The sequence below is a fragment of the Streptosporangium sp. H16 genome (assembly GCF_051918855.1).
GTDB lineage: Bacteria > Actinomycetota > Actinomycetes > Streptosporangiales > Streptosporangiaceae > Streptosporangium.
Genome location: NZ_JBPXMD010000012.1, coordinates 179067 through 202726, shown reverse-complemented (window position 1 = coordinate 202726; position 23660 = coordinate 179067). Strand labels below are relative to the sequence as shown.

The 23660-nt window shown below is 69.5% G+C and carries 13 protein-coding genes; 2 read left to right on the top strand and 11 right to left on the bottom strand.

All coding sequences use genetic code 11. The annotated features are described in order from the left end of the window. Positions 1-7: 7 nt before the first annotated feature. Positions 8-7474, bottom strand: a complete 7467-nt coding sequence (locus ACTOQ2_RS21830; protein WP_440101736.1) for a LamG-like jellyroll fold domain-containing protein — start codon at positions 7472-7474, stop codon at positions 8-10. A gap of 70 nt (positions 7475-7544) precedes the next feature. On the opposite strand from ACTOQ2_RS21830, the gene ACTOQ2_RS21825 reads away from it, so the two are divergent. Both ACTOQ2_RS21825 and ACTOQ2_RS21820 read left to right on the top strand, forming a co-directional pair. Further along, positions 7545-7724, top strand: a complete 180-nt coding sequence (locus ACTOQ2_RS21825; RefSeq protein WP_440101734.1) for a hypothetical protein — start codon at positions 7545-7547, stop codon at positions 7722-7724. Between the two features lie 728 nt (positions 7725-8452). Continuing rightward, entirely contained in the window at positions 8453-8923 is a 471-nt protein-coding gene (locus tag ACTOQ2_RS21820) for a flavin reductase family protein (protein ID WP_362845177.1), read from the top strand. A gap of 92 nt (positions 8924-9015) precedes the next feature. Here the strand turns inward: ACTOQ2_RS21820 and sppA are convergent, their stop codons facing one another. The 10 genes from sppA to ACTOQ2_RS21770 form a co-directional block, all read right to left on the bottom strand. Continuing rightward, complete coding sequence (gene sppA / locus ACTOQ2_RS21815) at positions 9016-10719, bottom strand: signal peptide peptidase SppA (protein ID WP_440101733.1); 1704 nt, start codon at positions 10717-10719, stop codon at positions 9016-9018. Positions 10720-10887: 168 nt separating this feature from the next. Further along, positions 10888-13002 (bottom strand): S8 family peptidase, encoded by a 2115-nt coding sequence (locus ACTOQ2_RS21810; protein ID WP_440101732.1) that lies wholly within the window; start codon positions 13000-13002, stop codon positions 10888-10890. Positions 13003-13149: 147 nt separating this feature from the next. Beyond that, the gene (locus ACTOQ2_RS21805; protein ID WP_440101731.1) at positions 13150-14748 is read right to left on the bottom strand and encodes a glycosyl hydrolase family 18 protein; all 1599 of its coding nucleotides are present in this window, start codon (positions 14746-14748) and stop codon (positions 13150-13152) included. A 279-nt stretch (positions 14749-15027) separates the two neighbouring features. After that, a complete protein-coding gene (glgB, locus tag ACTOQ2_RS21800) occupies positions 15028-17343 on the bottom strand; it encodes a 1,4-alpha-glucan branching protein GlgB (protein WP_440101729.1) in 2316 nt (771 codons plus the stop codon). A 360-nt stretch (positions 17344-17703) separates the two neighbouring features. Then, entirely contained in the window at positions 17704-18948 is a 1245-nt protein-coding gene (locus ACTOQ2_RS21795) for a copper amine oxidase (RefSeq protein WP_440101727.1), read from the bottom strand. A 3-nt stretch (positions 18949-18951) separates the two neighbouring features. After that, positions 18952-19626: a hypothetical protein gene (locus ACTOQ2_RS21790; RefSeq protein ID WP_440101726.1), complete on the bottom strand. Its 675-nt coding sequence runs from the start codon at positions 19624-19626 to the stop codon at positions 18952-18954. A gap of 202 nt (positions 19627-19828) precedes the next feature. Beyond that, positions 19829-20422 carry a bifunctional 4-hydroxy-2-oxoglutarate aldolase/2-dehydro-3-deoxy-phosphogluconate aldolase gene (locus ACTOQ2_RS21785; RefSeq protein WP_440069240.1) on the bottom strand — a complete coding sequence of 198 codons (594 nt, stop codon included), beginning with the start codon at positions 20420-20422 and terminating at the stop codon, positions 19829-19831. Further along, on the bottom strand, positions 20419-21387 hold the full coding sequence (locus ACTOQ2_RS21780) for a sugar kinase (RefSeq protein WP_440101724.1): 969 nt from the start codon (positions 21385-21387) through the stop codon (positions 20419-20421). Before ACTOQ2_RS21780 ends, ACTOQ2_RS21785 begins: the two co-directional genes overlap by 4 nt. Before the next feature lie 186 nt (positions 21388-21573). After that, positions 21574-22719 (bottom strand): galactonate dehydratase, encoded by a 1146-nt coding sequence (gene dgoD, locus ACTOQ2_RS21775; protein WP_440101722.1) that lies wholly within the window; start codon positions 22717-22719, stop codon positions 21574-21576. An 82-nt stretch (positions 22720-22801) separates the two neighbouring features. Then, the gene (locus tag ACTOQ2_RS21770) at positions 22802-23512 is read right to left on the bottom strand and encodes a FadR/GntR family transcriptional regulator (RefSeq protein ID WP_440101721.1); all 711 of its coding nucleotides are present in this window, start codon (positions 23510-23512) and stop codon (positions 22802-22804) included. Positions 23513-23660: the final 148 nt, after the last annotated feature.

Sequence of the window (23660 nt, the reverse complement as noted above, 5' to 3'; positions counted from 1 at the left end):
TTGTCTATCATCGGCTCCACTTCCCTCCTGAATCAAATGTTATGCCCGGAGGGAATTGATCCCGATCATATCTTTCCTGGCATCTCTTGCATACTGGAATTTCGGTCCACTCGCCCTGGCGCCAGCCGAAAGCTCCTTCGAATCTCACGCCGCCGGGTCCTTTACCTGCCTGGCGTTCAATGTCGCTTTCGGCGCATCCGGTCGGATTTCCAGAGCATCCGGCATATGTATTACCGTCAGGATCGTAACCACCACAGTAAGTGGCATGCTTCTTTCCGAGGGCGTTGCCTAGGTTATCCCGTTCACACCTTGCCAGTGCGCCCGCATCGTCGTCGATGGGCCCACAGTCAGGGCGGGAACTTGTGTTGTGGACAAGGAGAGCCTGGTCGTCTGCGAGGACATGGTAGGTGTGAATGTCGTCGACAGTGAGGTTGTGGACGCGGCGTGTGGTGGTCCACTTCTTGATGGCGGTGATCTGGACGTAGGTGCCGGCTGAAGTTTGTAGCCACATGCCGGGCTGGAGTTCGCCGGCGTCGGTCCACTCGCGCAGGGAGGGGACCCAGAAGGGGTGCTCGTCGGTCGCGGTGATCGGGGCGGTGGCGTCGCCCCTGTCGCCGTCGGTGTCCACGGTGATCCTGACGAGGTTCTTGGTGCCTTCGCCTGGGATCAGGACGGTGACGGCCCTGGCTTCGGTGCGGCCGGTTTCAGGGTCGGTGGCGAGCACGTACTCGCCGACCTCGACGTCTTCGATCGGTTTTTGAGTGCCGTCGGCCATCAGGACGAGGGTGCCGGCCACGAAGCTGTTGGGCTTGCATACCTTGGCGGCCCCCTGTGCCCCCTTGGCGATCTTGCTGCCCGCCTTGGCAACTGTTGTGGCGATTTTCCCGCCAGGGATGAATCCGATCACCGTCATCGCGCAGCTGCCCAGGGAGGGATTGGCCGCGCAGTTGAGTGCGTCCCCGAGAAGGAAGTCGCAGAAGAAGCTTTCCGAACAGTCTTCCGCGAGACCGTCGATGATGGTTGGGGGCTGTTCTGGGTGGGTCGGGGGCGCGGGCGAATCAGGCGTGAAGTCTACCGGCTTTACCGAACTTGCTTCGCAGGAGTATTTGAAGCCTCCTCCGGACACGTAGGTCGTTCCAGCGGGGCAGATGCTTCCCCCGCTACCTCCGCCACCTCCACCGCCGCCAATGAGGTTGATTGTATTTGTGCAGCCACCGAAGTTCGATGGGCGCTCCCCGCCATAGTTGCAATAAACCTCGTCACGGGTGGGAGGGTTTCGATCTTCGGTCGCGTTGTTCGGGTCGTCTTCGAAGGCTTTGCTGTTCGGGTCGAAGTCGGGCTTGTACGGCGGGTCCGCCTTCTTCGGCTCAGGATTCTTCGGCTGAGGATTCTTCGACCCGGAGCCACCACAGTTGTGGCAGGGATTGTTCACCGGGCTGCTGTTGCTCTTGCTGTTGACTTTTCCTTTGTTTCCGCCTGAGCCTCCCGAGTTGCCGGATTTGCCGCTTTCCCAGCAGTCTCCTGACGAGTCGACGGGGGCGGGCACGAGCGGACGTAGCCAACTGTCGGGGTTGTCCTGGGAGTCCCAGTCGTCGGCGCAGTGAGTGTCTGGCGGGTCTTGGCCGCTGGGGTCGTTGTAGACCAGAGGGCTGGCGTTGGCGTAGGTGTAGCGGTTGGCCTTGATGGAGGGGTCAGGGTGCAGGGTGGGGGTGTCGCGGGAGGCGAAGGTGCCGGTGCCGGGCTGGTACCAGCGGGCGTGCATGTTGACCTTGCCGGTGTCAGGGTCGGTGTACTCGCCCTGGTAGCCCAGCGTGCGTGCGGTGCCGGAGCGGTGGGTGACCTTCCCGAAGGGGTCGTAGGCGACCGAGTCCACCAGGGCGGTGCCGGAGAAGGTGCCGACCACGTCGCCGTGCCGGTCGGACATCACGCCGAGTGCGGCGGTGCCGCCCTCCTGGAGGCTGAGCAGGCCGCCGAAGGGGTCGCGGCCGTACTTGGCCATGATGGTGTTGGCGCCGTCGGAGACGGTGGCGATATCGTTTTCCGGGCCGGAGTAGGTGAAGCGCTGCTGGTCGGCTCCCTCGGTACGTGAGGTCACCCGGCCCAGCGCGTCGTAGCCGTAGGAGGCCTCTCCGTCGGAGATCAACCGGTCGAAGGCGTCGAAGGTGAGGTTGCGGGTGGCGCCTGCCTTGGTCTCCGTCGCCACGGTGCCGCGGGGGGTGTAGGTGTAGTCGACGCCACCGCCGGAGGTCAGCCGGTTGCGCTCGTCGTAGACGAAGGTCTCGGTCCCGGCCTTGGTGCGGTTGCCGGAGTCGTCCCATTCGTAGGCGGTGGTGGCGCCGCCCGGGGCGGTCCAGGAGGTCAGGCGTCCGGAGTGGTCGTAGCCGTAGGTGTTGGTGCCCGCTCCCGCGGTGCCGGTGGTGGTCTTGGTGGTGAGGTTGTCGTCCTTGTCCCATCCGTAGACGATCTTTGCCAGCTGTGCGTTGCTGCTGTTCTTCAGCGTCTGGGAGGTGGGCCGGTTGACGGCGTCGTAGGTGTAGGTCTGGGTGTTGACGGGGTTGGCCGAGGTCTGGCTGGTGAGCCGGTCGGCCTTGTCGTAGCCGTAGGTGAAGGTGCGGCCGGTGACCGGGTCGGAGGCGGTCTTGAGCCGGTCGGCGTCGTCCCAGGTGTAGTTCGCGGTGCCGGTGGTGTCGACGCGCTGGCTGAGGTTGCCCCGCGCGTCGTAGCCGTAGGCGGCGACCTGGTTGGTGGCCTTGGAGACCTTGGTCAGCAGGCTGCGGTCGTTGTACTCCAGGGTGTGGTCGCCGATCGAGGTGACGCGGCCCGCGGTGTCGTAGGTGACGTTGCGCTCGGGGGCGGCCACCGAGGCGCCGCTGCCGGTCTCCTTCACCAACTGGCCCAGGGCGTCGAAGGTCCGGTCGATACGGACTCCACCCGGTTGCAGGGTGGCGACGGCGTTGCCGGCGGCGTCGTAGACGGTGGTCCAGGTCCGGTCGGCCGCGTTGGGATGGGCCGGAGTTGAGGGTTCGATGACCGATTCGGGCAGGCCGAGGGTGTTGTAGCCGGTCCATACCGCGTTGCCGCGGCCGTCGGTGGTGCGGGTACGTGCTCCGCTGGCGTCGTACCCGAACGTCGAGGTGATCGACTTGCCGGTGGAGACCGGCTCGATGAGCGCGGTCATCCGGCCCAGCGCGTCGAAGGTGCGGCGGGTGAGGTGCCCCTCCCCGGAGGTGCTGCTGATCAGATTGCCGGCCGGGTCGCGGCCGAAACCGAAGGTGCGCACCGTCGCACCGGTGGCGTCGAGATCCTTGGCGGCGATCTGGCGGCCGGCCAGGTCGTACTCGGCCTCGGTGGCGTTGCCCTCCGGGTCGGTCACCTTGGCCGAGCGCCCCAGGAAGTCGTACCCGATGGCAGAGGTGTTGGTGTTCGGGTCGGTGATGGCGGTGACCTGCCCGGCGGCGTTGACCGTGTAGCTGGTGCTCTTGTTGCCGGGGGCGACGCTCTTGGTGAGGTTGCCGGCGCTGTCGTAGGTCATTGTGGTGATGTGCGCCGCGGTGGTGGGCCGACGTTCGATCTGGGTCTGAGTGATCATGCGGCCCAGATCGTCGTAGGTGGCCTCGACGCGGGCACCGGTGGGATCGACCATGGCGCGTTTCTCACCCAGCAGGTCGTACTCCGACACCCATGTGCCGCCCGGCCCGGACGGGCCCGGATCGGTGACCCGAACCGGGCGGCCCAGCGCGTCGTACTCGGCGGAGGTGACATGACCCCGCGGGTCGGTGACGCTGGTCAGCTGACCGGCCACGTCGTAGTCGTAGCTCACCTTGGGAATCAGCGCGGCCCCGCCGGGCGGGGTGTAGGACGGCAGTGTGGTGGAGGTCAGGCGACCGGCCTTGTCGAACGCCGAAGTGACGGTCCGACCCTCGGCGTCGACGCTGTGGGTCAGCACTCCGGCACTGTCATAGCCGTAGCGCACCGTGGGTCGCCCGTCGGCGGCGGAACCGTTCTTGTCGATCTTCACCTGCGGGGACTTCGACTCCACGAGCTGTCCGGCGAGGTCGTAGCGCAGCGTGGTGGTGAAGTCCGCAGGCGTGGCTCCGGCGGCGTTGCCCCGCGGGTCCGTCGTCTCGGTGACCAGGCCGCGGTCGTCATAGCTCCAGGTGGAGACCAGATCGTCCGCGCCGTTCTCCACGGTCTGCCGGGTCAGTAGGTTCACCGCGTTGTAGGTGTAGGCCGTGGATTCGATCCGGGTGCTGCCCGCCCCGGTGAAAGATTCCTTTGTGACGTTGCCGGCCGCGTCGTACTCGTAGGTGCTCTTGCGCTTGAGCGTGGCCGGATCGAACGTGGTGGAGGCCACTCGGCCGGCGGCGTCGTAGACGTACTCCTCGGTGGCCTTGCCGCCGCCGGTCACCTTCTTGGTGATGTTTCCGGCCGCGTCGTAGGTGTTGGCCTCCAGCACCACATCCGTCGCCGTGGTCGAACCGTTCAGCCGAACGTCGTCACCGATGACCTCCGACAGGCGGTTGTCGGTGAAGTAGGTGTAGCGGGTTTTGCGGCCCATCGCGTCCACATCGCCGGCCAGTCGCCCGCCAGGGTCGTACGAGAAGGACTCCAACACCACATCTTGGGCGGCTTGAGGTGCTACCGGGCTGCCGGTCCACCCCTTGAGGGTTGTAGAAGCCAGTTCACCGCGCTTGGTGTAGGTGTAGGCGTAGACCGTCCCCTTCTCGTCGGTGAGGCTGGCTTTGGCTCCCACGGCGTTCCACGTGACGCGGGCCACACCGCCTTCCGGGCCGGTGACCGTTTCCACTCGGCCACTGGAGTCGTAGGTATAGGTGATCTTTCGTTCGGGATCACCGCCGGTCAGATCCGTGACCGTCTCGGTGAGCTTGTTGCCGTCCGTGTCGTAGGTGTAGGTGGTCTTGGCGGTGTGGGTGACGTTGGTGATCTCGTTCTTCACCCCGGCGCCGGTGTGGGTGACCAGACGCCCCAGCCCGTCGTAGGTGGAGGTGGTGACCACCCCGGCGGGGTGAGCCTGCGAGATCTCCGTACGTGAGGTCACGCGGCCGAGCGCGTCATGGGCGAACTGGATTTTCAACCCCGACGGGCTGGTCTGCTCGGCCAGATCCCCGGCGGCGCTGTAGCGGTACGTCGTCTCATTGTCCCTGGCGTCCTTGGACGACTTGCGCAAGCCCGCTGGGGTGATGCCGCCACCGACGGCGGGTTCGGTGCCGTCGGTGTAGGTGAACGTCGTCGAGCGACCGGTGGGGAAGTCAGGGGTGGCCGGGGTGGTCTGCTTGGCCACCTCACCCTTGATGGTGTACTCGGTGGTGGTGGCGTAGGTGGTGTCGGTGGCGCTGGATGAGCGCGCGTCTCGTGACACGGTGAGCCGGTCGTTGCGCGGGTCGAACTCATCAGCGGTGTCGCGGTAGAACGTCCGATGGGTGGTCTGGCAGTTTCCCACCGCCTTGCAGGTCTTGGTGGCGGTGACGTTGCCGCGGGCGTCGTTGACCTGCTCGGTGACAACCCCGTTCGGGTCGGTGACCTTGGTGAGGAATCCGCCGGTGTCGTAGGCGTACTTGGTGATCTTTCCCAGCTGGTCGGTACGGCTGACCAGGCGGTAACCGCGCCAGGCGTCGTGGACGTAGGCGAGGGTGTGGTTGTTGGGGTCGGTGACCGTGACCGTTGATTTACCCGTCTCTGAGGCGTAGACCGGGGCGCCGACCTTCCACAATCCACCGTTTGGGTCGGTGTGCGTGGCGATCCGGTCGGTGGCGGCGTCGTAGGTATTGGTCGCCCACGCCCGCCCCGACGGCAACGTGATGGTGGTGAGCTTGTGCGGAGTCTGGGCGCGGGCCGCGTAGTGGCGGCTGATCTCCTGGGCAGTCAGCGGCTTGTCATAGACGGCGGCCTCATCAACCTGGCCTTGAAACGCCGCACTGGCCGAGGGCCAGTGCCAGCTGAGTGATCCCATGCCGATCCGGGCCTGCCCCCGCCACCGCGGGCCTCCCTGCCCGACCAGCGACCCGACCAGTTGCCCGTCCAGGTAAAGCCGGTCGGTGTTGCCGGCCACGCTCAGCACCGCGTGATGCCATTGGCCGTTGTTCACCACTCCCGTTGACGTGATCGGGGCCGCGTTATCACCGGAGAACGACTGGGAGCGGGCGCGCAGCTTTCCATCCTCACCGACGTAGATGGCCAGGTTCGCCAAGCTCAGCTCCTCCAGAGCACCGGAAAACAGCATTCCGTTCGCCGTGGTCTTGAACCACAGCTCCACCGAGAACTTGTCGGCCAGACGAGCGACCGAGTTCTCCGGCAGCTCCACGAAACTGAAGTCCATGCCGATCGAGGTGTTCGGCGTGCCGGCCAGCGCCCCCGATTGGCCGTAGTTGACGTTGTCGTAGGTGGCAGGGCCCGCACCCCATCCCAGGTCAGCGGCCCAGGTGCCCGAGGCCTCACCCAGCCGCCAGTATCCGTAGGGGTCGGAGTCCAGCACCGTCGAGCGGTAGGTCGAGCCGGCGCCGTATCCGTAAGTGGTGCAGTTCGGCGCGGCCACCGGAGCGCACGAGCCAACCAGCCGATCGCCCTCATACTGGTAGGTCCACGTCAACGCCTGGCCACCTACCGGGTCGGTGGTCACTTGCGTGACGTGCGCGCCCGTCCAGGTGAAATGCAACGCCCGCCCACCGGTGGCGCTCACCGTCGCCAGCTTGCCATCGGTTCCATAAACGAGGTCGCGGCTACGGCCATGGGCATCGCTGATCTTGGTCAGCCGCCCTTGGGCGTCGAAGCGGTAGGAGGTGGCGCTCTTGTCCATCAATCGCCAGCCACCACCGCTGACCGTCGCCAAGGTGGCATGCATTCCCGGCGGCGGCTGAAAGGTGCCATCCCCGTTGGCGGCGAACCGCACCTGACGGCCATCGGGGTAGGTGGCCAGCAGTGAGGAGCCCTCCCCTGCGACCTCGGAGACGAGCTTCATGTCCCACAACGTCGACCAGGCCGCGCCGAACATCCCATCGACTCGCGGATCCAGCGTGTTGTACGAGCGCACCACCGACAACGGCTCACCGGCCGTCGCGACCGACACATCGGTGAAGGCCGTGGTGTAGTTCCCGGCCAGCTGATGAAACTCCTGGCCGTTCACCCCCCGCGCGGACAACTGCGAGGTGATCATCGGCTGCCGCACCCCGGTGGTGATGGACGACATCAACGACGTGTTCACCCCCAAGGTGCCGCGATCCTTGGCCGACACCTGCCACCAGTACTCCTTGCCCCACTTCAACTTGCCCGCCGGAACCCGCCAGGTGTTGACATCACTCAGCCACCCCGACGTGGTGCAGGTGCCCGACATCCCCGACTGGTCACAGATCTCAAAGCGATAGTCGATGCCGTACACGCCGGCGTTGCTCTTGGCGTAGGTCACCAGCAGCGGCGTCAACGACCCGACCTGCGCCTCGTTCCACGGATGCACATCCACGATCGTCGGAATACACCCGTACTGACAATCCACCGCCTGAGCCCGCGCGGCGCCAGGAGGAGAGGAACGCTTGTCAGCCTCGGCGCTCTTGGCGGTGGTGGGCTGGGGCTCATCGACGAAGCGCCCCTCGGGCCGCAACGCCCCCTCGGGACGTTCGTCATCCCGCTTCGACGGCTTCACCTTCACCGCCGTCGCCGTAGCCGTCGAATCCACCAGCGACGGGAACCCGGCCGCCGAGCCGGTCAACTGATCAGGCGTATCAGGGGTGCCCTGAAAGAGCGCGGCCGGTCGCACCGCCGCAGCCGATACCGGAACCGCCTGGAACAGCAACAGGCCCGGCAGCGCCGCCACCATGACAGTTGTTGCCGTCCGGGCTCTTATGGCTGCCGAAAACGACCACGACGAACTGCGGCGCATACGCCGTCACCCTCCGAACAAGTCAGCGCGAGAGCCAACCGCTCCCGCGTTACCCCAGCCCGCCACCAGGCCCGAAGCAGGGCCAGGGTCAACGGTTCGGAGCGCGCCACCAGCAAACGATCAGAAATTACCTATAAAGCCTTTATGTCTGCAATATCTGCAGGATGGGTCAAATAGGACATGGATTTCGGGTTTGAAAATGCGATATATCAAGCCCGCATCCTTACGGTGACGCTCGGTTGTTGAGGGAGTGGGCCGAAATGCTCACGCTGGGAAAGAGGAAATAGCCCACCGTTCGCCTTGCGCGCTCCGTCCTTTGAGTTTTTTCGAAGGCGCAGCTCACGCCGGGTGAGACGTGGCAGCGTTCGCGACGGACATGGTGGGAAAGGGGAGGCCGGTCGCACGGTTTTGGGGCGGCCTGAAGTCGGCGCTCGCGGCGGCGAAGGTACGGAAGACGGCCTGTCGCGGAGGAAAAATAGCGATGATGAGATCGTGGATCGATGTGATTCGCAACACACCGCGCCGGGCCGAGCACCTGCCCGGTTCCGGGATGATGGCCGCATGAACGAGTTCGTCGAGTCCATGGCCCAGGTGGTGACCGGCGTGACGGTCGTCACGGTGAAGGACGGGCGTGACGACGTGGGGGTGACGGTCGCCACCTTCACCTCGCTGTCGCTGGACCCGCCCCTGGTGATGGTGAGCCTGGACAACGCCGGATACCTCAACGAGCTGCTGCTCCGCCATGACCGCTGGGCCGCCAGCGTGCTGTCTGCGGGGCAGAAGGCGATCGCCAGCCGCTTCGCCACCGCGGGCCGTCCCGGTGCGAGGCTGCTGCTCGCGGGTACGCCGCACCACCGGGGCGAGCTGAGCGAGGCCCTCGTCGTGGACGGCGGCGTCACCGCGCTGGAGGCCGAGACGGTCAAGGTCGTCCCGGCCGGGGATCACACGATCTTCATCGCCAAGGTCCTGGGGGTCGACTACGTAGACGCCTCGGTCCTGCCGCTGGCTCGCTACCGGAGCCGCTACCGCTGACCCGGCGGGTCGCCGCTCATTCCTCTCTCACGGGCGGGAGCGCCGCGTTCGGGCGCGGCGGCTCCCTCACCGAAGGACGAGGAAAGGCATGGTCAGCGGATCGTCCACGAGCCGGGGAGCATCAGCGGCCCGTACGACGGCAGGCCCAGCTCGCCGGCGAGGTGGGCGATCGGGCCCCAGGCCTCCAGGCGGACCCGGGCCGTGGCGGCGGCCTTGTCCTCGCTGGACTCCGCGGGGCGCAGCCGCTCCAGGGGGCTGAGCTTGGGGTAGACGCGCACCGGGGCGTCGACGGGCAGCCCGGCCTTCTTGCGGGCCAGGGCCAGGGCGTCCTCCAGGCCGCCGAGCTCGTCGACGAGGCCGCCCTCCAGGGCGTCCGCCCCGGTCCAGACCCGGCCCTTGGCCAGCTCGTGGGCCCGCTCGCGGGACAGGCCGCGCCCCTCGGCGACCTTGTTCACGAAGTCGTCGTAGACCCGGTCGAGCCAGGCGTTGACCCGTGCCCACTGCGCCTCGGAGAAGGCGTTGGTGGGGGAGAGCATCCCGGAGTTGGCGCCCTCGCCGACGGTCTCGGAGGACACGCCGATCTTCTCCAGCAGTCCGCCGATGACCGCCTTGCCGCCGAACACGCCGATGGAGCCGGTGAGCGTGCCCGGCTGGGCCACGATCACGTCGGCGGCCATCGAGACCATGTAGCCGCCGGAGGCGGCCAGGTCGCCCATCGAGATCACGATGGGCTTGCCCGCCTTGCGGGTGAGCACGACCTCGCGCCAGATGGCGTCGGAGGCCGTGTACGAGCCGCCGGGGCTGTCGACCCGGAAGACGACCGCCTTGACGTTGTCGTCGCGGCGGGCCGCGCGCAGGGCGGCGCAGATGGTGTCGGAGCCCATGGCGCCACCGCCGCCCAGCGGGCTGCGGCCGCTGCGGCCGAGCCGGATCGGGCCGTTGCCGCGGACCAGGGCGACGGTCTGCTCGCCGGGGTGCGGCAGCTTCTTGGCGGACAGCGCCTTGGCGTAGCGGCCGACGTACAGCAGCAGCGTGTTGTCGCCGACGGCCTCCTTGACCTCGTCGTAAACCTCGTCGCGGTAGGCCAGCCGGTCGACGAGACCGGCCTCGACGGCCTCGGCGCCGATGAACGGGCCCTGGTCGATGAGCTCGCGCACCCTGGCCGGTTCGAGGCCGCGCCCCTCGGCGATGCCGGCCACGACCTGCTCGGTGATCGACTCGGTGATGCGGCTCATCGACTCGCGGTGGGCCTCGGTCATGTGGTCCTGGGTGAAGGTGTTGGCGGCCGTCTTGTACTCGTGCCGCTGGCCGATCTGGTACTCGACGCCGAGCTTGCCCAGCGCGCCCCGCAGGAAGCGCTGCTCCATCGCGACACCGGTCAGCCCGACGTCGCCGGACGGCTGGAGGTAGACCCGCTCGAAGGCGCTGCCCAGGTAGTACGGAACGGTGCCCCCGCCGAGCTCGCCGAAGGTCTCGGCGAACGCGACGGTCAGCTTGCCCGAGGCCCGGAAGTGGATCACGGCCTGGCGGAGCTCCTGGACGATCGCGAGCCCCAGCGGCTGGCCGCCGATCTTGACGATCAGCGCCTTGACCCGGTCGTCCTTCCTGGCGCGCTTGAGCCCGGCCAGCACGTCGGTCAGGCTTGTCTTGCGCATCGCCAGGACGGCGCTCAGCGGATCGGCCGGGGGACTGCCGTCGGTCAGGCCCTCGGTGAGGTCGAGCTCAAGGACCAGTGGAGCGGTACGTCGCTGCTTGAACCGGTCGACAGTGTCGATGATCACCTTGGTCGCGTCCATGCCCCTCACCCTAAGCGACACATACCGGGCTTATGCGGTTCGGCGAACGTCCACCTGTTTTCCAGCCCCAGGGGGTTCCATGACCCCGGCGTCCACGCGCGGTCCGGCGGGCGTCCACCTGTTTTCCGTCCCCGGGGATCTTCATGACCCCCGGGGTCCACGCGGCGCCTACGCCATCCGGCGGGCGTTCACCTGCTTCTTGAGCATCGAGGTGGACGCGGCGGGGGCGCTGCCCTTCAGGCGTGCCTTCTCCACCGAGGTGAGGACCGTCTTCAGGGTGGCCGTCTCCTTGATCTTGGCGGTGAAGTTCACGCCGCCGTTCGCCCAGTTCAGCCAGGAGGCCAGCAGTTCGCTCTCCAGCTTGGCCTTCGCCGTCTTCTTGGCGGGCTTGAGCACCTTGTACGCGCCGCCCAGGGTGGAGGCGGACGTGACCTCGGAGAAGACCTTGCTGGCCTTGGTCACCAGGCCGAGGTAGCAGCCGAGCGTCGCGTCCGAGATCTTGCCCTTGCCCCGGGTGACCTCCACCGCCCACTGCTCGGCGCTCAGCGTCTTCGTGGACTTGCCGCGCGTGCACACCGTGGGCGCCGCCGCCTTCGTCGGGGGGACGGTCACGGTCACGGTGACCGTCACCGTCGGCAGCGGGATCGGCGTCGGCACCGGGTCGCTCGGCGTGGCCGAGGGGGAGGGACCCGAGCTGGGTTCGGGGCTGGGCTCCTCCGAGGGCTCGTCGGAAGGTTCCTCCGAGGGCTCGTCGGACGGGTCGTCGGAGTCGGAGGGCGGGTCGGCGGGCTCCTCGGGAAGGGGCGTCTGGGTGACGGGCGGGCCGGGGGTGCCTCCGGCGATCGCGGCGTTCAGGTCGAGACGCGGGGTGGTCACCGTGCCGTAGACGATCGGGCGGCCCGTCGTCTTGAGCTGCTCGGCCAGCGCGTCCGGGGTGCCCGGGGCCTTCTGGGCCATCAGCGCCAGAGCGCCGGTGACGAACGGGGTGGACATCGAGGTCCCGCTGTAGACCTGGTGGCCACCGCCGGGCACCGCGGAGTCGATCTCGAGACCGGGGGCGAAGAGGTCGAGCACGGAGCCGTAATTGGACCAGTAGGGGACGGTGTCGTCGTCGCCCGTCGCGCCCACCGTCACCGGGCCGGAGAAGCAGCCGGGAGCCCCGGCGCCGGGCACGCCCTCGTTCCCCGCGGCGGCCACGACGGCCACGCCCTTGGCGCGGAGGTCGTCGATCCGGCTCCTCATCGCCGCCAGGTCGGGTTCGGCGTCACACGTTCCCTCGTAGAGGCCGCCGCCGAGGCTGAGGTTCACAGCGGCGACGTTCCTGCCCTCGTCCTTGAGCTTCGCGACGTGCTCCAGGGCGAGCAAGATCGTGGACTCGAACGCGGTCAGGCAGACCCCGCCCTCGTCGGTGCAGTCGTTGATCCTGCTGAAGACCTGGATCGCCACGATGTCCGCGTCGGGTGCGACGGCGTGGGCGATCCCCGCCACGTGGGTGCCGTGGTCACACAGGTTGACCTGCTCGTGGACGCAGGCGGCGGTGTTGGCGTCGGCGGACCCGGGGTCGCTCGTCTGCCCGTTGGGGCACAGGGACTGCGCGCCGTCGTCCGTCGCGGAGAAGCAGGCCTGCGCCACGACCTTGCCCCCGAAGTCGGGGTGGGCGGCGTCGATCCCGGTGTCGATGATCGCGATCGTCTGGCCCTGACCCTTGGTCCCCGCGGCGTGCGCCTTGTCCGCGCCGATCACCTGCAGGCTGGTGGCCAGCGAGCCCGCCGAACCCGCCGAGCCGAGTGAGCCCGCCGAGCCCAGCGATCCCAGCGACGTGGGGGAGTACGTGCGGTCGCGGCGGATGGACAGGACACGCGGGTCCTCGGCCAGCTTGGCGAGCGACTCGCCGGTCCCCTCGACCACGATGAACGAGGTGTCCGCGGGTTCGAGGACGACCTGGGCGTCGGGCAGCTGCCGCGCCTCCCCGGCCACCGGCGCCGCCTCCGAGGGGGCCGCCAGCTCGACGATGACCCGGGCGCCGTCGTCGTCGGAGGCGAGTCCCGCCTCCAGCTTCGGCAGCGGAGGCGCCGGTGGGGGCGTCGCGTCGGCGGGGGGCGGGGCCGGTGTGGCGGCGGGCGTCTCCTGGCCCTCCGTCCCTCCGGCTCCGCCGTCCGGGGCCGCGGGTGGGCTCTCGCTCGCGGAGGCCGCCGGCGGCGCCGGTGTGTCCTCGGCGAGGGCGGGTACCGCGGGCGCGATGGTGAGAACCAACGCCATGGCCACGAGAGCTCGAAGTCGCACACGTCCTCCGGGGGGTAAAACGGGCGTTTCGGAGTCTAAGCAGCCGTATGCGCCGCGTGAATACTTTGCCCCAGATTTGGAGGATCTTCGGAGAAAAGCTCGACCCCCCGCGGCGTAGCGCACACGGAGGGTCGAGTGGTCGAAATATTACTTGAGGCCGTTGGAGATAGCGGTGATCAGCTCACCGTTGGTGGTGTCGCCGCTGGTCTCCCAGAAGAACGCCCCGCCCAGACCCTGGTTCTTGGCGTAGGTCATCTTCCCGGCGATGGTGGAGGGGGTGTCGTAGCTCCACCAGTTGCCGTTGCAGAAGGCGTAGGCGGTGCCGCCGACGGTGCCGGTGGGCGGGCACTTGGTCTTGAGGACCTTGTAGTCCTCGATCCCCGCCTCGTAGGTGCCCTGGGCCGCGCCGGTGGCGGAGCCGCCCGGAGCCGCCTGGGTCACGCCGGTCCAGCCGCGGCCGTAGAAGCCGATGCCCAGCAGCAGCTTGCCGGCCGGGATGCCCTTGGACTTGAACTTCTGGATCGCCGCGTCGGAGTTGAACCCGGCCTGCGGGATGCCGGGGTAGGAGGTCAGCGGCGAGTGCGGAGCCGTCGGGCCCTGGGCGTTGAAGGCGCCGAAGTAGTCGTACGTCATCGGCATGAGCCAGTTCAGGTTGTTGATGGCACCCGCGTAGTCGGCGGCGTCGATCTTGCCGCCGTTGGAGCCGTCGGCCGTGGTCGCCGCGGTGACGAGGGCGTTGGGGCCGAACTTGGTGCGCAGCGCGGAGATGATGTTCTTGAAGGCGTTCGGGCCGCTGCTGTCACAGGTCAGGCCACAGGCGTTGGGGTACTCCCAGTCGACGTCGATGCCGTCGAACACGTCGGCCCAGCGCGGGTCCTCGACCAGGTTGTAGCAGGAGTCGGCGAACGCGGCCGGGTTCTGCGCGGCCTGGGTGAAGCCGCCGGACCAGGTCCAGCCGCCGAAGGACCAGATGACCTTGATGTTCGGGTAGGCCTTCTTCAGCTTGCGGAGCTGGTTGAAGCTGCCGCGCAGCGGCTGGTCCCAGGTGTCGGCCACGCCGTCGACGCTGTCGGCCGCGGTGTAGGCCTTCTCGTAGTCGGCGTAGGAGTCGCCGATGGTGCACCGGCCGCCGGTGGTGTTGCCGAAGGCGTACAGGATGTGCGTCAGCTTCGACGCGGAGCCGTTCGTGACCAGGTTCTTCACGTGGAAGTTGCGGGCGTAGACGCCCCACTGGGTGAAGTATCCGACGATCTTCTTACCGCCGGGCGGCGGGACGGTGGGGGTGACCGTCGGGGTGGGGGTCGGCGTGGGGGTGACCGTGGGCGTGGGGGTGGGCGTCGGGTCCGGGGTACCGCCGCCGTCGCAGGCGGCGCCGTTGAGCTTGCAGTTCAGCACGCCGGTGATGCCACCGGGCGCGCCGTTGAAACCGAAGCTCGTCGAGGCGCCCGCCGCGAGCGAGCCGTTCCACGACTTGTTGACGAAGGTGTAGTGGTTGCCGCTCTTCGTCAGGTCGGCGTCCCAGAACGAGCCGATCGAGGTGCCGGCGGGCAGGTCGAACTCGACCTTCCAGCTGGTCAGCGCGCTCGTCCCGGCTTTCACGACGACCTTGCCCTCGAAACCGGAGCCCCAGTTCGAAGTCGTCGAGTAGGTCGCGGTGGCGGGTGTGGCGGCCGTCGCCGTGCCGATCCCCAGGGGGACGAGCAGCGCTGCCGCCGCGATGAAGGAGCCGATGGTAATTCGTCGCAAGGGTCGCTCCAGGTCAGAGAGTGCCAAGTCCCCGTATTCATAGGAAAGTTTCCTATTAGTTTTCTGAGCGTAGGTTCTCGTTCGCCGACGGTCAATGCCTTGTTCGTGGATATAAGGCCGATTTAAGGTTTTCGGCCGGGCGGGCGGCGGCGCGGGTGCAGGAAGCGTGAAGCGCGAAACGGGCCGGTCGCGCGCCCGCGCGTCCGGCCCGTTTCGCATCTGGCCTGTCAGAGAGTCGTCAGGGAGTCAGAGGCCCTGTCGGGGAGGTCGGGGGCTCGGTCAGGCCGGTTCGGCCTCCCTGCGCTCCTCCGGCTCCTCCGGTCCCCTCGGCTCGTCCGCGGCGGGCAGCTCGGTCACCACCCGCTCCTGCAGCCGCTCCCGTACGATCTCCCGCTCCGCGGCTTCGACGATCTCCACCGCGCGCTCGTCCACGGCGGGTGCGAGCTCGCCCGGGTGGCGCAGCCACAGGGCGCCCAGGGGCGGGACGCGCAGGGTGGCGGAGTACGGGAGACCGTGCCGCGGCTCCTCGGTGGCCTCGACGACGCCGAGGTTGCCCACCCCGCTGCCCGCGTAGTCGTAGGCGTCGGTGTTGAGCACCTCCTCCCACGCCCCGGGAAAGGGCAGCCCGAGACGGTAGTCGTCGTGCGGCGCGCCGGAGAAGTTGGCCACGCACGCCACCACCGAGCCGTCCTCGGCGTAGCGCAGGAAGGAGAACACGTTGCCCAGCGCGTCGTCGGCGTCGATCCAGCGGAAGCCGTCGGGGGAGGCGTCCACGCTCCACAGGGCCGGGGACTCCTTGTAGACGCGGTTGAGGTCGCGGACCAGCCGCTGCACCCCCCTGTGCCCGTCGAAGTCGAGCACCCACCAGTCGAGCCCGCGCTCCTCCGACCACTCCGAGCCCTGGCCGAACTCGCCGCCCATGAACAGCAGCTGCTTGCCGGGGTGGGCCCACATGAAGGCGAACAGCGCCCGCAGGTTCGCGAACCGCTGCCACTCGTCGCCGGGCATCTTGCCGAGCAGCGACCCCTTGCCGTGCACCACCTCGTCGTGCGAGAGCGGCAGCACGAAGTTCTCCGAGTACGCGTACATCAGCGAGAACGTCATCTGGTGGTGGTGGTACTGGCGGAAGACCGGCTCGTGCTTGAGGTACGCGAGCGTGTCGTGCATCCAGCCCATGTTCCACTTGAACCCGAAGCCGAGCCCGCCCAGGTGCACCGGCCGGGAGACGCCCGGCCACGCGGTCGACTCCTCGGCGACGGTGACGATGCCCGGCGCCTCCCGGTAGGCGACCGCGTTCATCTCCTTGAGGAACGCGACCGCGTCGAGGTTCTCCCTGCCGCCGTACTCGTTGGGCGTCCACTCGCCCTCGCGCCGCGAGTAGTCGAGGTAGAGCATCGAGGCGACCGCGTCGACGCGCAGCCCGTCGATGTGGAACTCGCGCAGCCAGTACACGGCGTTGGCGACCAGGAAGTTGCGCACCTCCCTGCGGCCGAAGTCGAAGATGTAGGTGCCCCACTCGGGGTGCTCGCCCCGCGCGGGGTCGGCGTGCTCGTACAGCGGGGTGCCGTCGAACCTGGCCAGCGCCCAGTCGTCCATCGGGAAGTGCGCGGGCACCCAGTCGACCAGCACCCCGATGCCCGCCTCGTGCAGGCTGTCGACCAGGTGGCGGAAGTCGTCGGGGGAGCCGAAGCGCGACGTCGGGGCGTAGTAGGAGGTCACCTGGTAGCCCCAGGAGCCGCCGAACGGGTGCTCGGCCACCGGCATCAGCTCCACGTGCGTGAACCCCATGTCCACCACGTAGTCGACCAGCTCGACGGCGAGTTCCCGGTACGACAGGCCGGGCCGCCACGAGCCGAGGTGCACCTCGTAGACGCTCATGGCCTCCCGCAGGGCGTCGCCGCCCGCGCGGCGGCGCATCCACTCGTCGTCCCGCCAGACGTATTCCGACTTCTCGATCACCGAGGCGGTCGCGGGCGGCACCTCGGTGCGCCGGGCCATCGGGTCGGCCTTGGCCCGCCAGACCCCGTCCGCGCCGAGGACGCTGAACTTGTAGCGGTCGCCGGGACCGAGACCGGGAATGAAGAGCTCCCACACGCCCGACCTGCCGAGCGAGCGCATGGGGTGCGCGCCGCCCTCCCAGTGGTTGAAGTCGCCGATGACCCGGACGCCGCGCGCGTTGGGCGCCCACACGGCGAAGGCCGTGCCGTCCACGTCCTCGTGCCGCATGACCCGCGCGCCGAGGGTCTCCCAGAGCCGCTCGTGGCGCCCCTCGCCGATGAGGTGCAGGTCCACCTCGCCCAGCGTGGGCCAGTGCCGGTAGGGGTCCGTGGTCTCGTACGGCTCGGCACCGGCGTAGGTGATCCGGAGCCGGTAGTCGGGGATCTTGTCGATCCCGGGCAGGGTCACCGCGAACACGCCGTGGGCCACGTGCCTCATGTCGTGGGCCTCGCCGTCCACGAGCGCCTCGACCCTCTGCGCCAGGGGCCGCAGCGTCCGGATCGTCACGCCCTCGGGACCCAGGTGCGACCCGAGGATCGAGTGCGGATCGTGGTGCGCTCCGCCCGCGAGCCGGTCCAGGTCCAAGTGCGCGTTCATGGCTTACTCCCGTAGATCGATAGCCCCTACCTTGCCCTACTCGGGTGACCCATCCCATGCCCCTGTCCGCTATCACCATGCGTGTTGGTAAAACGTGCGGATCCAAGCGAGATTAAAGTCACGATTGTCGGTTATGTGGGGCCGGTCACACCTCGTTCGCCGACCGTATCCGATCATGGGCCGCGTCGTGCGCGGGTTCGGGCCGCCGCCGGTGACCGGTGTCTCCCGCCACGGCGGGGAACCGCCGGGAACGCCACGGCGGGGAGCCGCCGGGAACGACGACGCGGCCGGGAACCGCTGGGAACGACGACGCGGCCGGCAAAGGCCCGGAACGACGCGGCGGGGAACGGCCGGGCGCGGTCAGTGCGGGTTCTTGGCGGTGACGTCGCGCGGGGTGATGCGGAATCCCTGCCAGTGGCTCGGCATGGGGTCGGCGTCCTCGTCGCGGGGGACGTGGTGGTAGCCGACGTTGACCCACAGCACCGGGTCGGCGAGCCGCTCCCCGTTGGTGTAGCGGTCGACGGACCGGGCGCACCCGGGAGCCGGGTTGACCGTCGCCAGCCGCTCGCAGGAGCGGTAGTCGGTGACGTAGAGATCGGCCCGGGTGAAGGCCTCGTCGGCGGGGCCCCGGTACTGGGCGGTGTCGGAGTTGTTGATCTCCCAGGAGACGCGGTGCCCGTCGGCGTTGCGCACCTTCCTGTCGACCACCCGCCACCAGCGCATCGGTTCGCTGACGGCCTTGGCCTCCTCCGTGAAGGCCGTCCGCAGGATCTTCCGGCTCGCGGTGCCGGAGCCGCTGAAGTCGTACTGCTCCACGACGTCGTCCGCCCGGCCCGCCACGTCGAAGTCCAGGCGCCAGAAGATGTTGTGGGTGTGGCTCGCCTCGAACCCGCTCGCGCCCACCCCGATCGGCCAGCCGTGCTCGGGCGTGGTGGCGAACCCGGCGAGCGACCCGGTGGCCCCCACCCGCGGGGTGATCGCGCCGTCGTCGGAGAAGGCCCATTCGGCCAGGTAGGTGTACCAGCCGACCTGGAAGGCGGCGAACACCACCAGGTCACGCCCCTGAGCCGTCTTGTTCAGCTGATCGGGGAGCGCCTTCAGGTACGCGTGGCCGCGAGCCCTGGTCGTCACGCAGACGAACTGCTCGCGACGCTCGCCGAGCGGGCAGTCGGCGGCCCGCAGCGGGATGGCGGTGTAGCCCAGCGACCCGATGTCGTGGTAGCGGGGACGGCCCCTGTCGTACGGCACGTGGATCTGGGCCAGCGAGGTGCTGCGCAGCACGGTGATCGGCCGCTGGCCCCTCGGCGTGTAGACGATCCTGGTCAGGGTCAGCCCCTCGACGTTGCGCATCTCCCAGCAGAGCTGCCAGCGCGCCCCGTTGGGCAGGGTCTTGTCGACGCGGTACGGCGCGTTGCAGGGGGTAGCCGCAGGTCGCGCGGCGGTCCCCGGTGCCGTCGCCGGCGCCTCCGCCGGGGCGCTGGACGGTGGCGGCGCGCTGGCCGACGTGAGCGGCGGCAGCGGAGGTATCGGCGCACCGGGTGCGGAGGGCGGTGCGGCGAGCCCTCCGGCGAGCAGGGCGCAGGAGAGGGTGAGACGGAGGAACACGGGCTACCACTCCAGGGTGTGGATCTTCTTGGCGGACAGGTCGACGACCATCCGGCTGGTGTCCAGCCAGGTGCTGTCGGGCAGCCGGACGAACAGCCGCAGGCACCGGTGGACCTCGCACTGCCTGGCGGGCCCGCTCTCGCCGAACGGGGTGAAGATCAGCCCGCGCAGCCCCAGGTCCGCCGCCGACCCCAGCCGGCCGCCCCCGGCCCTGGCGAACGCGTCGCGCGTGACCTTGCCGTATCCCGGGTGGGACAGCAGGAGGCCGGCGGCCGTCGTCTCCTCCTCCTTCGACGGCGGCGGCTGCACCCCCCGCGCCACGGTCTCCCGCACGATCTCGCCGCGGCCGAGGTCGACGGTCCGCACGATGAGCCTGTCGTTGCCGTAGTCGTAGAGGTACGCGTCGGCGCGGCGGTGGTCGGAGGAGTCCTTGTCGTCGTCGCGCTCCACGTAGAGCAGCTTGATCCGCCCGGCGGCCATGTGCGATCTGGACCCCGCCGACGCGATCGTGGTGGCCTGGGCGACCTCCTGGCCGGTCAGCGGGTCCTCCCGCGCGGGCATCTGCAGGGTGGACCTCGCGGCCTGGGATCCCTGCTCGCCGGAGAGGAACAGCACAGCCCCGGCGACGACGGCCACCCCCGCCCCCGCGACCGTCATCACCATCAGTCTTCGCCCCATGAACGCCCTCTTTACTCACCGTTGACTTTTCATTGCGAAGAGTAGCGATCGGGGAGTGTCCCGGCGGGTCCAAAGGCGTATTGCACTTTTGATTTATCTTGTTGGTGTTAATGGATTTTTGTCCGCATTCTGGGCCCGGAGGGTCAGGGCGGGCCGGGATCTTCCCGGCCGTCCCGTCGGTGACACCGCGAGGCTCGTCCGGTCAGCCCGTGCCGCCGAGCCCGGCCAGGAGGCCGGCCAGCTCGCCGGTGCTCGCCCGGGTGAGGGCGTCGCCCATGCCGACGGCGATCGCCCCCGCGCGGATCCACTCCGGCGCGTCCCGTACGGTCACCCCGCCCGTCGGCATGAAGGGCACCTGGTCGAGGGCGCGGGACAGGTCGCCGAAGGCCGCCAGGCCGATCCCGGACGCGGGGTAGAGCTTGACGACGTCCGCGCCGAAACCCATCGCGGTCAGCGCCTCGGTGGGGGTGAAGGCCCCGGGCATGGCGGCGGCCCCGCCGCGGTGCGCGGCCTCGATGACGGCGCGGTCGACGTTGGGCGCGACGACGAAGCGGGCACCGGCCTCGATCGCCTCCTCCGTCGCCCGCGCCGTGAGCACGGTCCCGGCGCCCACCACGGCGTCCGGCCACGCGCCGGCCAGCTCGCGGATGAGCCGTAGCGCGCCGGGGGTGGTCATGGTGATCTCGATGAGCCGCACACCCGCGGCCAGCACCTCGGTCGCGGCGGCGCGCGCCTCGTCCTCGCTCCGCTTGCGGATGATCCCTACCAGCCGATGGGATCTGACCAGGTCGATCATCGATCGAATCCTTCCTGTCCTGAAACGAAGGCGTCATACTCGTGCAGGCGGGGGAACCCCTCGTAGTCACCTCGGTGGGCCACCACCTGGGCGGCGGTCCACGACCCGGTCCGCAGGGCGTCGGCGAAGGACCGGCCCCGGAGCAGCTCGAACAGGTAGCCCGCGGTGAACGCGTCCCCCGCTCCGACGGTGTCGACGACGGCCGGGGCCGGGTGGGCGGGCAGGTCGATCGGCTCGCCGCCCCGCTCGACGGCGACGCACCCGCGCTCGCCGCGACGGATCACGACCCGGGGGACGCCGAGGTCGGCCAGGGCGCCCAGCGCGTCCGCGCAGGTGGTGGTCGTGCTGATGGCGAGCGCCTCGTCCTCGCCGAGGAGCAGATCGTCGACGTCCGGCAGCAGCGTGCGGCAGGCCGCCGCGGCCTCTTCGAGCGTCCACAGCTTGCGGCGGATGTTCGGGTCGAAGCTCACCGGCACCCCGTGGTCGCGGGCCAGGCCGACGAGGGTGCGCACGGCCTCGGCGGGCCCCTCGCCGAGGGCGAGCGTGACGCCCGTGACGTGGACGCGGCGGGCCGCCGCGACGAGCTCGCCGGGCACGTCGGCGCCGGTCAGCTCGGTCGCGGCGGATCCGGCCCGGTAGTAGTACACGTTCGTGAGATGCGGGCCGAGCACCTCCTTGACCATCATCCCCGTCGGGGACCCGCCCGTCTTCACGTGGCCGACGTCCACGCCCTCCCCGCGCAGGGTGCGGTGGACCTCCACGCCGAAGGGATCGGGGCCGACCCGCGAGATCATCGCGGGCCGCGCGCCGAGCCTGGCCAGGCCGATGGCGACGTTCGCCTCCGCCCCGGCTATCGACTTGGCCAGGCAGGACGCGCTGTCGAGGCGCTGCCCCTGCACGTACAGGCTGACGAGCGTCTCGCCCAGGGTGAGGATGTCGGATACCTGGGCATCAGGCATTCGCATGGCATTCGTCCTTGTGGTCGGTGTGGGACGCGAAGACGGTGAGCCGCCAGGTCACCGCTCCGGAGGCGGGTACGGTTCCGCGCCGGCCGGTTCCGCGCCGGTCAGGCCGAACGCGGCGCCGGGCCTCGGCTCGACGCGGACGCGGACGCGGACGTCGGCGCGGCGGGACCGGGGCGAGCCGTTCGGTCACCATTCGGCGAACGAGCCGTCGTCGTGGTGCCAGACCGGGTTGCGCCAGGCGTGGCCGGTGCGGTCGGCGCGGCGGACCGCCCGCTCGTCCACGGTGATGCCCAGGCCGGGGGCGTCCATCCGGCGCAGGTGCCCGTCGACGAAGCGGAACGGCTCGGGGTCGACGACGTAGTCGAGCAGGTCCGCCCCCTCGTTGTAGTGGATGCCGACGCTCTGTTCCTGGATGAGGAAGTTGGGCGTGGCGAAGGCGACCTGCGCGCTCGCGGCCAGGGCGATCGGGCCGAGCGGGCAGTGCGGCGCGAGGAGGGCCCCGTAGGTCTCGGCGAGGGCCGCGATGCGGCGTACCTCGGAGATGCCGCCCGCGTGGGAGAGGTCCGGCTGCACCACGGCGACACCGGCCCGCAGCGGTTCGAGGAACTCGGCGCGGCCGTACAGCCGCTCGCCGGTGGCGATCGGGATCGGCGAGCAGGTGACGACGTCGTGCAGGGCGTGGCCCTGCTCGGGAAGCAGCGGCTCCTCGGCGAACAGCGGCCGCAGCGCCGCGAGTTCGGGGAGGATGCGGCGGACCGCCGCCGCGCCCGCCCGGCCGTGGAAGTCCACGGCCACGTCGCGCTCGTCGCCGAGCACCTCCCTGGCGGCGGCGAGCCGTCGCACCACGTCGTCGATCTCGGACGAGGTGGGCAGGGGGGAGAGGCGGCCGCCGGCGTTCATCTTGACCGCGGTGAAACCCGCCTCGACCTGGGCGGCGACCTCCGCGGCCACCTCGCCGGGCTCGTCGCCGCCCACCCAGGAGTACACCCGGACGCGGTCGCGCACCGGGCCGCCGAGCAGCGCGTGGACCGGGGCGCCGTACGCCTGCCCCGCGATGTCCCACAGCGCCTGGTCGAGGCCCGCGACGGCACTGGAGAGCACGGGGCCGCCCCGGTAGAAGCCGCCCTTGGTGAGCACCTGCCAGTGGTGCTCGATCCGCAGGGGATCCTCGCCGACGAGATATCCGGCGAGCACCTCCACCGCCGCCCGCACCACCTCGGCGCGGCCCTCGACGACCGGCTCGCCCCAGCCGACGATGCCCTCGTCGGTCTCCACGCGGCAGAAGAGCCAGCGCGGCGGGACGAGGAAGGTCTCGACTCGCTCGATCTTCACTGCGCTTCCTTCACGTCTTTCGAGTCCTGGGGGTTCTCCGGCGTCCGGGTGGAGTCCGGGAGCTTCGAGTCCTGCGAGGTCCTCACTGTTCTTCCTTCGATCGGCGGACCCTGGCCACGTCGTGCACGGCCTTGGCCAGCAGCCCCCGCATGGCGCGTTCGGCGGCGTCCGGGTCGCGGCCGTGGATCGCCTCGACCACTGCCCGGTGGCTGGGCACCGGGTCGTCGTGGTGCTCGCCGCCGTGCACGAGGAGGTCACGTTCGGCCAGGCCGGTCTCGATGACGATCTCCATCCGCTCCAGCAGCTCGTTGTGCGTGGCGGCGAGCAGCGCGCGGTGGAAGCGCAGGTCGGCGGCGACGGCCGCGACGGGGTCGCCGTCGGCGGCGGCCATCGCGTCGAGCGCCGCGTCCAGGGCGGCGAGGTCCGCCTCCGTGGCCCTGTCACTGGCCAGCCGGGCGGCGGCCGGCTCCACGATGGTGCGTACCTCGTGCAGCTCGTCCAGCAGCCGGGGATCGGTGTGCTCGTCGAACTGCCAGCGGATCACGTCGCCGTCGAGCAGGTTCCAGTCGGTGCGCGGCCGCACGAAGGTGCCGCGCCGCTGCCGGGCGTCGACGATGCCCTTGGCGGAGAGCACCTTGAGTGCCTCGCGCAGTGCGGTGAGGCTCACACCCAGCTCCTCCTGCAGAGCCACGATGTTGAGCGTCTCGCCCTCGGCGATCCCGCCGCTGAGGATTCGCCGTGCGACGATCTCGACGGTCTGCCCGTGGACGCCGCGATGTGCGTACCGTGCCAAGGTTCTCGCGCCTTCCCTGTTGATGATCGCTGTTGGTGATCGATGTCTCAGGCCGAGGCTTTCACCGCGGTCCGGCCGCCGTCCACAACGGGACCGGCGCCGGTCGCGGGGGCCGCGTCCGGCGACGCGAGGAACGCGACGGCGGCGA